The 11397-nt window shown below is 64.3% G+C and carries 6 protein-coding genes; 2 read left to right on the forward strand and 4 right to left on the reverse strand.

What is annotated here, in order from left to right; all coding sequences use genetic code 11:
* Positions 1 to 404 precede the first annotated feature (404 nt).
* Together PV350_RS39175 and PV350_RS39180 are read right to left on the reverse strand one after the other, a co-directional pair.
* Complete coding sequence (locus PV350_RS39175) at positions 405 to 1601, reverse strand: NO-inducible flavohemoprotein (RefSeq protein WP_500338211.1); 1197 nt, start codon at positions 1599 to 1601, stop codon at positions 405 to 407.
* A gap of 931 nt (positions 1602 to 2532) precedes the next feature.
* Entirely contained in the window at positions 2533 to 2958 is a 426-nt protein-coding gene (locus PV350_RS39180; RefSeq protein ID WP_500338213.1) for a DUF6924 domain-containing protein, read from the reverse strand.
* 688 nt (positions 2959 to 3646) lie between these two features.
* Between PV350_RS39180 and PV350_RS39185 the strand changes: the two genes are divergently transcribed.
* Both PV350_RS39185 and PV350_RS39190 read left to right on the forward strand, forming a co-directional pair.
* Positions 3647 to 4189, forward strand: coding sequence for a monooxygenase family protein (locus PV350_RS39185; protein WP_500338215.1), 543 nt, complete (start codon positions 3647 to 3649; stop codon positions 4187 to 4189).
* A gap of 90 nt (positions 4190 to 4279) precedes the next feature.
* The gene (locus PV350_RS39190) at positions 4280 to 7612 is read left to right on the forward strand and encodes a BTAD domain-containing putative transcriptional regulator (protein ID WP_500338217.1); all 3333 of its coding nucleotides are present in this window, start codon (positions 4280 to 4282) and stop codon (positions 7610 to 7612) included.
* A gap of 383 nt (positions 7613 to 7995) precedes the next feature.
* Here PV350_RS39190 and PV350_RS39195 read toward each other — a convergent pair whose 3' ends face one another.
* A complete protein-coding gene (locus tag PV350_RS39195) occupies positions 7996 to 9297 on the reverse strand; it encodes a hypothetical protein (RefSeq protein WP_500338218.1) in 1302 nt (433 codons plus the stop codon).
* Positions 9298 to 9306: 9 nt separating this feature from the next.
* The gene (locus PV350_RS39200; RefSeq protein WP_500338219.1) at positions 9307 to 10575 is read right to left on the reverse strand and encodes an ATP-grasp domain-containing protein; all 1269 of its coding nucleotides are present in this window, start codon (positions 10573 to 10575) and stop codon (positions 9307 to 9309) included.
* Between the last annotated feature and the right edge of the window lie 822 nt (positions 10576 to 11397).

Below are 11397 nucleotides of genomic sequence, written 5' to 3' on the forward strand. Positions count from 1 at the left end.
AAGATACAGCGGCAGGCACGGGCCACCTCATGATCGTTGAGCTTCGACACCCCAATGATCACGAAGCCCGTGCCTGCGCTGCTATGCACCCCAACCGGTTACGGCCCGGCCAACCACCCGACCCCGGAACTCGCCCAAGCCCTGGTTGTGCCGGACGCGCTGGCTCCAGCCATGCGGCCGTCGGCAACGCTGTCGGCGTTAAGGCCGAGGCACCGCTTCGGGAGTCATGAAGTCCCCGGCCGTCGGCACGGTCGTACGCGGCGGCGAGCTCCTCAAGGCCCGTTCGGAGGTGCGGGACCCGCCCACCACGCATGCGCCCTCCTCGGCGAAAGTGCGGGATCAGGGACCAGTGATTGAAGATTAAACATAACCGGCAAGCCGAGTGAGGCGACGCACGCTGGCGCTCAGCTCGGCGCGTGCCACATGTCCGGACCAAAAACCTCGTGGCGGATTGCTGCGGGGGCCACCCCGGCGTGCACCAGCATCGGCCGCAGTGCCCTGGTGAACGAGGCGGGTCCGCACAGGAAAGCCCGCGTTCCCGGTGCCACCTCCACCCCGGACAGGTCCGGTGCGCCCTGGAGGGCGTGGAGCGGTGCCCCCGAAGGGTCGTCGTACCAGACGTGCAGGCGCCCGCCGATTTGCCGCACGCATTCCTCCACCTCGAAGCGCAGGGGATGAGTCCAGGGCGTGCGGTCATGATGGAGCACAGTGACCCGGCGGCGCGATCCGGTGGCGCTCAGGTGCCGCAGCATGCTGACCAGTGGGGTGACGCCGATACCGGAGGAGGCGAACAGAAGCGGTGCGTCGGATTCGTCCAGGACGACCTCGCCGTATGGAGGCGAAATTTGGACGGTGGACCCGATCCCCAGCCGTTCGTGGAGGAACGTGGACACCTCCCCGGCCGGCCGCGTCTCGTCGCCGCGGTGCCGGCGCACCGTGATCCGCCAGAGGGGGTCCTCCGGTGCCGAGGACAGGCTGAACTGGCGAAGCTGGAAGGCCCCGTCGGGCAGCGCCGCCGCCAGGGTGACGTATTGCCCGGCCCGAAACGCGTCGGCGGGTGCGCCGTCCACCGGCTGGAGGTGGAGCGAGACGACGTCGAACGCCTCTTCGGCACGCAGTACGACCTGCCAGTACCGCCATGCCTCGCCGGGCTTGGCGTCGACCGAAGCGTAGAGCTCACCCTCCGCCGCAGCGAGGCCGTTCGCCATCAGCCAGTACGTCTCGTCCCAGGCTGTGGCGGCTTCAGAGGAGAGCGTGGGGCCGAGCACATCGACGAAGGCCCGCATCAGATAGCGGTGCACGAGCGTGTACTGCTGGGGCGTGACCCCTACCGAGGCGTGCTTGTGGGCGATACGCCGGACGACGTCCTCGGGCCGTATGTACGGCCGGTGGGCCAGCAACGACGCGAAGCCGACGAGGGCGGAGGCGATAGCGTTCTGCTGCTCGCCGTTCGCCTGGTTGCCGCGATTGAACATGCGGTGCAGAAGGTCGGGATGCTCGTCGAAGAGCGTCCGGTAGAAGTGCCGGGTGATGTCGGTGATGACCGGGCCCACCGAGGGTAGAGTCTCGGCGATCAGGTCGCGGGACCGCGCGGACAGCATGAGGTTCTCCCAGTCGGGCAATGTGCGGGTAAGCCGCGGCGAAACGCCGCCGCCGGGTTGGGCGGCGGGGGCGGGAAGACGGGTCGCGCATGCCAGGCGGAACGCGACGGCGTCCCCTCGCGTCGCGTTCCGCGCACGACGACGCGGCGCAAGCCGATTAACTTGCATCCAGGATGATACTTATCGCACGTGGAGGTCCGTCACCCGGCCGCCCGATCGCACGTCGACCAGGCCGGCCGGCGAGAGTAGGCCTCACTCGAGGCTGCCCAGGAAGCCGTTCATCGCGTGGCGCAGCGCGTCCGGGCGCTCCAGCGATCGAGCTTCGAGCGTAGATCACCCGGTGGGAAGGCAGGGCAGTCCTTCGTCGTCGCTGACTCCAGCTTCTACATCCACAACCGTGCCAAGTTCGCCGACGCCGACCTGCGGGAGATTCTCGGGCTCCCCGGCGGGGCACACATCCGCCTCCTGTTTTCGATGACCGTGGTCGACGAGCTCGACGGCTCGCAGAGTCAGGCAGGCACCAGGCCCGTTGGCGCGCTTCCCACATCGTCGGAGGCCTCGACGCGAGCCTGGACAGCGGTATGTACGGGTTCCTGCACCGGGTGGAGCTGGACACCGGTGACCGCCGAGTGCTCGGGGAGATCAGCCTGGAAATCGCCCTCTGACCATGCTCGTCTGCCGATCCCCGATGACGAGATCATTGACCGGGCGGGCGCCATACAAGCCCTCGCTGGCCGTGACGTTCGCCTATTGACCGGTCTGCGATACCGTTCAGGGCCCCGCGGACGCGCCGTCGCTTTGAAGTAACGAAGGTTCCCATGAAGGATCCCGGCTCGGAATCGGATTGGACGGCTAGGACAAGCCCGGCAACGGTATACGCGCCCAGCGAGAGATAGGCGCTCCTCGTCGGCTGGATGGAGAGCCACCGAGATCAGAAGCTACGGAAGATCCCGTCGTCACCCGCGGCATCGACGAATTCTTCCCAGTCCATGTTGCCGAGGGAGATGTTGCTCTCGATCGACCACAGCTCTGCGGCTATGACTCGCAGTTCGTCGTGATCCTGCTCTGCTTCGTCGTCATCTTCCTCGTAGGTCAGAACGGCAAGCAGCGGCATATCTGGCGTGGTCAGGGTGGTCTTGTCGGCCACGATCAACAGAGAGTCTACGGCGGGGACCAGCGAGATGACCTGTTCGGTCGTCAGGTCGCTGTAGGCAGGATCGTCCACTACGTGAACGTTTGGGAGGAAGCCGTCCTCGTTCGGTGTTGTGATCGCCGTGTGGAGGGCTTGCCAAGCAGTCTGGTCGGAAAAGTCGGTGCGGATCAGCAGGGTGTCGTCTGTCTGTGGCAGGCTCTTCAATGGAATTCCTTCTCTTGAGTGCGTCCGACGGTGCAATGCTTCAGCCCGGGGGGTGTTACCTCAGCGATAACCTTATCCGTCGGGTCTGACAAAAAATCTCACTGCGCGGCGGCCTGTGTAAATCCAGCACATGCCGCATCAGCGTCGCGATAAAAAAACTTGCGTGAACGCGCAGCAATATTGCATTGCATCACGTGAGTGCCTTGCGCTTATTGCATGTCGGCGCCTAATTTTTGAACTTTTGTGCCACGGGCTCGATATCAGTGACGGGTGATGGGCGTTGCCGGGAGATAGGTCGACGCTCATTAGCCTCGGCACGAGCAGGACTGTCCAGAGGCTGATCAATAAGACGGAGAGTGCCCTCGACCTGGGACGATAGGGCTTGTCAAGGTCCTTGCCGTCGTCAGGAAAGAAGCACTCTCGAGGTGAAGAAGCGTAGCTCGAACGACAGCGGGGTCGCGAGCTCGGCGAACGCGATCGTGTCCCGCAGGCCGTGATCCAACGTTTGTAAACTCCGCCTGGGCAGAGGGTTGCTGTACGCACGCGCCGTCGGCCTGCTCGCCGAACTCCACAGCTGAGTGCGACCGCACGGATGCCGCCGCCCGCGCATTCAGTCGACGTCAAGTGTTCATTCCGTGCCCGTCACTAGCTTTGGCTCGTCACCCAACGAGCCAAGGAGGCACCAGCGATGCCTACGCGCGTCAATCGGCAGACAGTCGACCTCACTCCGTATCCCGACCTCGTGGTCGTCTACCTCGGCATGCGAGTCAATCGGCTCTACGGCCTGCGCACCTTGGCCGGCTACGGCCCGCAGATCGGCCAATCCGGGAAAGACCAGCCGGAAGGCCTGCTGTCGCACGAGTCGCTGCTGTGGTCGCTGTTCCCCATGCACGTCGGCATCCGCCAGTACTGGCGCGACCTGCCTTCGCTCTTGTCATGGACGCGATCCGAACCGCACCGGCGCTGGTGGCGAGATTTCCTGCGCGACAGCGGCGGCACCGGATTCTGGCACGAAACGTACCTGATCCGCGGCGGTATGGAGGCAGTGTATGACGACATCCCGAGCCCACGGGGCTTCGCCTCCTTCGCCCCCGTGCGGACGGCGCGCGGCCACCTGTTCGGCTCGGCCGCGCGAGTCGGACGTCCTGAAGAAACCGCCGCACCGGTCGTCAGCGAGGAAGAGCTCTACACGCCGGACACCCAGCCGGAACCCGCCGACGGAACGGCTTGATGTAGCGTCGGCTCGGCGTCCGGAACGGCTCCGGTCTGCGCCTCGGAAGTCACTCCCGCCGGACGGGAGCGAAACGATAAGCTTCCAGCGATGGCCGTTCCGGAGGCGAGAGGTACCGCGGTGTCAGTCCCCGTAGTTCCCTCTGGCGGTGAGGATCAGCCGGCCGGCCGATCTTCGCCGTATCTGCAGATCTTGGGCCCGCTACGGATCTGGCGCGACGGTGTCGAACTGGATGCCGGGCCACGACAACAGGCATACCTCCTGGCGCTGCTGCTGGCCCGCGCCGGCCGGCCGACCAGCACGAGCGAGCTGATCGACCTGATCTGGGGCGATGACGTCCCCAACAGCGCGCTCAACATCATCCACAAATACGTCGGCGCGTTGCGACGACTACTCGAACCCGCGATCCCCGCCCGTGGAACCGGCTCCTACCTGCACCGCCGCGGCAACGCCTATCTGTTCTCCGCCGCCCCCGGCGCCCTGGACCTCCTCACCTTCCGAGAACTCGTTGCGACCGCCAAAGAGGCCATGGCACAGCAACGCCAGGAAACGGCGCTCGACCGCTATGTCGAAGCGCTCGGTTTCTGGCGGGGCCGGGCGGGCGACGGGTTCACCCACAGGTCGACCGCATTGCCGACCTTCACCGGTCTCGACGACGAGTTTTACGCCGCGTGCACCGAAGCGGCCAAGCTGGCCGTGTCGCTGCGCCGACCGGCATCGGTGCTGTCGGCGCTGCAACTCGCCGCATCGACCTCGCCGTTCCACGAACCCGTCCACGCCGGCCTCATCACCACCCTGGGGGCCGCGGGACGCCGGGCCGAGGCACTGTCGGCGTACCACAGGGTCCGCGCCCGCCTCGCCGACGAACTCGGCATCGATCCCGGTCCGGAAATACGGGCCGCATACCTGCAAGTGCTGACGCAGCCCCAGACCTCACCGCCCGTGGCGAGTACGGCCGGCGCTTCGGCGCAGAAGGAAGCCGGCCTCGTCGGCAGGGTCGAGGAACTCGCCGTACTGCGCCAAGCCGTGGAGAACGCTTTCACCGGCAGTGCGGCGCTCGGCATCGTCCAAGGGGAGCCGGGCGTGGGCAAGACCCGGCTGCTGCAGGAGATCGCTGCAGAAGCGAGTCGGCGTGGCGCGCTGGTCGTCTGGGGTTCGTGCCTGGAAGGCGACGGAACACCGTCGATGTGGCCCTGGGAACAGACACTCCGCCCGATTCTCGACAGCCTCCCCGCGCCGTTGCGGGAGAAGTGGCTCGCCAGCGAGCTCGGCGGACTCCTCCAATCTCCAGACGACTACGCCACCGGGGCGGCGATTCCCGACAGCCGTGCACAGTTCCGCCTGTTCGAGCAGGTCGTCACCGTCGTCGGGCATGCCTCGGCGCAACGGCCCATGCTGCTGATCGTCGATGACCTGCAGTGGGCCGACGCCGCCTCACTCCAGCTGTTCGGCCACCTGACGGCCCGGCCGCCCACCGGCACGGTGATCATCGGAGCGCTACGCGATCGCGCACCCGCACCCGGCTCCAGCCTGTCACGGGTCCTGGCCACGGCTGGCCGGCAGCCCGGCCACCGCAGGATCCGGCTCGGCCCGCTCGGCCTGACCGACGTGACCGAACTCATCCGCCGCGAAACTGGCCGCGAGCCCGGCGCCGAAGTCGCCCGCGGCATCCATGCTCGCACCGCCGGCAATCCGTTCTTCGTCCAAGAGCTGTCCCGGTTGCTCAGCGAGGGCGGTTCGCTCGGCGACGGCAGCGCATCCGTACCAGCCGGCGTGCCGGCCACCGTGCGAGACGTCGTCCGCGATCGGATGACCGGCCTCGACGACAGCGCTCACAGCCTGCTGCGCACCGCCGCGGTCATCGGCCGCGACGTGGAGCTCGACCTGCTCGCCCGCGCGATGGGCGTCGAGATCGCGGAGTGCCTCGAACGCCTCGAACCGCTGCAAGAACTCGGTCTCCTGGAGGCCAAGCCGGAAGACCCGTTCTCGTGGCACTTCGCGCACGACCTGATCCGCGAGTCGATCTCCGAGACCACCGCGCGGCAGCAGGCCGTCCAACTGCATCTGTGCGTCGCCGACGCCCTCGAACCCATCCACGCCGACGACGAGTCCGTCGCCGAACGCCTCGCCTACCACCTGTGGGCCGCCGGCCCCCTGGCCGACCCGGGTCGCACCGCGAAGGCACTGGCACGCGCCGGTCGCCGCGCGGCGACCAAGCTCGCGTTCGCGGCCGCCTATCGGAACCTGGAATCGGCCACCCAGATCGCCCGGACAGCAGGGCTGCTGGAGATCGAATTGTCCGTCCTGGCCCTGCTCAACCTCCTCGCCGTCGAGCCTCCAGGAATGGGCGGCTCGACGTACGATCTGCTGGAACGGGGCGCATATCTGGCCCGCAGACTCGGCCGCGAGACGGCCGAGGCCGAGTTCCTCTTCTATCGGATGACCGGGGCCTACGTCTCCACCGAGAAAGACCGTGGGATGTGGGCTCGCCGGCTGCATGAGCAAGGCCAGGCGTCCGCGGACCCGAAAATCCAGGCGTACGGCCGGCAGGCCTGGGGCCTGTACCACTGGGATATCGGCGACATCGGCACGGCGTATCAGTGTTTCAGCTGGCTGGGCCGTACCACTGCGGACGACGTTGCCTCGCTGCTCGCGAACTCGGCCGACCCGCACCCGGGACCGGCTCAAGAAAGTCTGTACCACCTTGCCGACCAGGTCGGGGGTGTCCCGATTCGACGCCGTGACGACCGCGGACGCTGGCGGATCCCCGATGAGTGGATCGGCTATTTGGGGGTCATTACCTCGCTGCATGGCGATGTCGAGACGGGGCGGTCCCTGCTCGGCACGGTGTATCAGGCCGAGGGGGACCTCTTCGAGATGTCGGGCTGGACCCGTTACCAGACCATGGCCGCCTCGATGGCCGGTGACGCGGACTGGGCGATGCAAGCGACCGAACGGTGGGTCGCGGCCAGCGCCGACCTTCCCGGCGTCGCCCAGGAAACCTATATACGGCTGGACTGGTACTGGGCCCGTGCCCTCACCGGCGATGACCCGGCCGGCGCCGCGGCCAAGGCCGAACAGCTCCTGGCCGCGACCCTGGCCGACCCACCGAGATGGGGCCTCGCCTACTGGTACGGACTGGTCGCCGAGATGTGGCTGGCAGCCGAGCTGCCCGACCAGGCCGCCTCCGCCCTCGACCAGGCCGACCAGGCCATCAAAGCCCACGGCCAACGCTACGCCGAAGGGCTTCTCCTGCTACTGCGCGCGCGCCTGCTGCAGGCCCGCGGCGAACCCGTCGAAGTCGTGCGAGCCGCCGCCGACGAAGCCCGCACCCGATCCGGCGAACGGGGGGCCCACCTCTTCGCTCGCCGCGCCGAGAGGTTCATGGCCGATCTCGACCAGAATCCCGAGCCCTATTCATAAGCCACTCTCATGAACCTTCGTAGGTTGATGAGTCCGGTGACCCCGGCGAGGACCTCGGGGAACTTCTCGATCGGTGCGCGGTAGCGTCCGCCTTCCTCGCTCAGGATCCGCCAGGACTTCACGTGGGCGGCGGCGCGTTCGACGGCCGCGCGCACGCTGGAGAGCAGGGCGTTGTGCCGCCTGGAGGGTGCTTCTTTCCTGACGACGGCAAGGACCTTCGAGCGGCGAATAATAGCCTCAGGCTGAGGGTGCAGATGCGGTCTTCCACGCCGTCCTTGCGCTTGTCCAGAGCGGCCGTGGAAGAACCCGGCCTGGGAACCGCGTTCTTCGGCTCTGGCCCATGCGCAGACTCGTGGGCGGGCGGGCCAGAGGTTGCAGAACAATTAGACATCGATGGCGATGCCCAGACTCCGCCGTAGAGCTGCGACCTCGGTATCGACCGTGTTGATGTCTTGGGGCACGTAGACGATTCTTCCGCCGCTCGACATTGTGCCGATCGCCGTGGGTACCGGCTCGCCAACGACTAGACGGATGTCGGCGTCGATCACTCCGGGGATTTGGAGCACCTCCTGGGTGGACGGAGCAGCTCGCACGGTCCCGGACTCTGGAACGATGAGGAGGTTGACAACTGACTCATATATCGGGGTGTCAGGAATGTCGGGGCGCTGTCCAACGGCCATTGCAGCGAGTGCGGCTGCCCCATCGTGCCCGTACATCGCATTTGTGGCATGCCAAATACCTGCTCCGCCCGGTCGTGCGCCGGCTTCACCGAACCAATACTTGCCGTCTTTGGTGCGCAAGATTTCGCAGTGAGTCGCGCCCGTCAGCTTTCCCAGTGCCTTGACACCCCTAACAGCGATGGCGCGGACCTCACGGGCCTCCTCGCTGTCGGGGGCGAGGAACGTCTGGTGCCATTCCTTTTCGGTAATCTCGAGACAGGGATCGCTGTATTTTCCGACGGCAGCGATGACGATCTCTTCTTCCTCGCTTTCTGGGTCTGCGTAGCGGTATAGATCGCAGCAGTACTCTGCATCTACGTCGAGGTACTGTTCTACGATGAAACCTCCGGATTCGTGTAGGCTTTGAGAGATACTTCCCGCGCTAAATCGGCCGAATGGGTCGTCGACCTTGTTGTCGAAAGACCCGTCTTCAATGCGATTGATCAGGTCGACATCGTTCCAGATCGCGAAGGTATTGAGTGTGCCGATTCCGGCTTCATGCTTGACGATAAGGGGGTACCCGATCTCTTCGGCCACTCGGGCGATCTCGCTGGCATGATTTACGACTCGGAATGCTGCCGTGGGCACCCCGGCCGCCGTGCAGCGTTGCTTAGCCACTGCTTTACTGGTGTAGGCAAGGGCGTCATCAACGCTCAAGCCGGGAATTTTTATCTCCTCCCGCAGGACTGCCGCGGCGACCATTGCCTGTTCATCGATCGTGGTTACTGCGTGTACGGGGCCCAGTTGGTTGGCCAGAATTTTCAGCTCGTACTTGTCGCCCCACTTGCGGACGCCGTGAATAGTGAGGTCGGGATATTGTTCTCTGTACCGTCCCTCGCTATTTTTCGGGACCACGAATGAGACTCTGTGACCCAGGGAAAGGAGCGCATCTCCGAGCACGGGGTTTCCGGTATCCAGGACCACGATGTCGAGAAAGCGATTAGCCTGGTTGATGTCGGGATACATGATGCCTTCCTAGGCTGCAGTGTCGATTACGAAGGACGATGCCAGTTGCTGCATTTCGCCCATCGCATTTTGTAGGGATGACGGCTCAAAGAAGATGAACGCAGCGGCCGCATCGGTCGAATGATGCGAGCCGATACTCACATCTCCGGGCTTGCACTTGATCTCCACGTCCACCACCCGGTCCATCGAGAGCACATCATGCCGCGCAGGCACCCGGAGAACCCGACCCGGCGGAATGAGAGGAATTGAGCTGGCGAGAAGAGGATACCTGTACTCACTGTCGATTTTGGGCTGCTCGTGATTGGCCAGCGATGTGATGACGTCATGGATGTCATAGCCGAGTAGCCTCGACGTGAGCCCTACGATTTCTTGGCCGCCAGGCCGAGCTGCTGCTTCGCCGAACCACCACTCGCCGGCTGCATCCTGCATAACCTCGCAATGCGCGAAGCCCTCCGTCATGCTGAGCGCAGTGCATGCCTTGGTGGATAGCTCTATCACGGTTGCGTAGTCATCGGACCGAGGGTCTAGTGTTACGACCCCGCTGGGCTTGCCGATGAGGTCGAGTACGGGCGTAGAGTACTGGGCGACCACCTTCATAATCGGTCGTCCCCGAAACCAGACCATCTCGCAGAAATATTCCTTGACTACGTTTATGTATTGCTCCACAATGAAGCCGCCCTTCTCGTTCGAGAAGAGACCCTGAAATACGCCATCAGAAGCTGATGCTCGTCCCGATGGCTCAGGAATTTCACGCTCGAAAGTCCCACTGGTCACCAGCTCCAGAAGGTGCTTCTTACTTTTAATCTTGTATGTGGCGATGGCCCCGAATCCAGAGACTGGCTTGAGGATCAGTGGATAACCCATCCTTCCTCCAGCAATCAAAATTTCGCCCACCGAATGCGCGACCTCGTGTCTCGCCACTCGGATATCTTCCTTGCTGGTCCCCAATGCCAGCTTCATGAGATGCTTGTTAGTCATCTTCAGGGCGTTTCGGTAGGACTGGCCAGGAATTCCGAGAGTATCCCTGATGAAAGCTGCCGCTGCTACACACTGCTCGTCCACCGTCATGACCGCGTTCACGCCGTCCAGTGAGTAAGCCAGGTTCTGAAGCTCATTCAGGTCGTTCCACCTTTGGACGCCCATGAACGGAATATCGGGACTGGCATCCTGCCGTTTCGCCAGAAGCGGGAATGGGACGGCTGAAATCACTTGATTGCCATTCCGAGTTAGCGCCTGCTCCACAACTGAGTTCAGTGTTGAAAGCACCAGAGTGCTCATCAAGGTTCTCCTTATGGGAGGGGGAGGTTTCTGAGGGCGTCGGCGCTGGTGCTCGTATGGTCACCAAGGAGTTTGCGCACAGATTCCTCGGTAGTGCCAATCCAGCGCATGTCATGCAGAGTTGCAACAAGAAACGCGTGCGCCCGCATACAATATTTTATTGCATCACGTGAGTACCTTGTTTATATTGCGCGTCTGCGTCTAATTTTTGAACTTCTGTGTCACAGGGTGGGTGTCTGTGATGGGTGATGGGCGTCACGGGGAGATAGGCTGATGCTCATTTGAGGTCTCGGCGCGGTGGGCTGGCAGGCGGGCGCACCGCTTGTTGAGCCATTCAGATGGTTGTGGCTGATAAAATGTCGCTGCCGACTTTACGGATGTTGTCATCTGTCAAACTGGGTGAGATTTCGAGCGGCGAATGAAATTGTCTCAATTCCGTGGGGGTGATCGCAGCGCGGGAAAGTGGGGCGCCTCCAAGGTGAGCAACATCGGCAGCGGGACTGCGGTGTGGGAGCCGAATGCGCTCGAGGCTGGCGGAGTGCCGTAGAGCCCCCATCGCGCGGCCAGAACGGCCCGCAGTCGCGGATCGCGGAAGCTGCGGGAAACCTGGTCCCGAAGCGACCGGAACGTCGACGGGAAGAGCCACTCGACGATGCGCGCACCCGGGCGTCGTATCCCGGCGGGGAACGACGCGACGACGTTGCGCGCGGTCAGCCACGGCAACTGTAGTTCGGGTCATGGCTGGTCCTGGAGAGCGTGTCGGTGCTGGTGGCAGGCTCGTGCGAGGGCCTGGTGGTGGCGGCGCCAGGCCATCCAGTGCAG

The organism is Streptomyces sp. PA03-6a, from assembly GCF_033792765.1.
Lineage (GTDB): Bacteria > Actinomycetota > Actinomycetes > Streptomycetales > Streptomycetaceae > Actinacidiphila.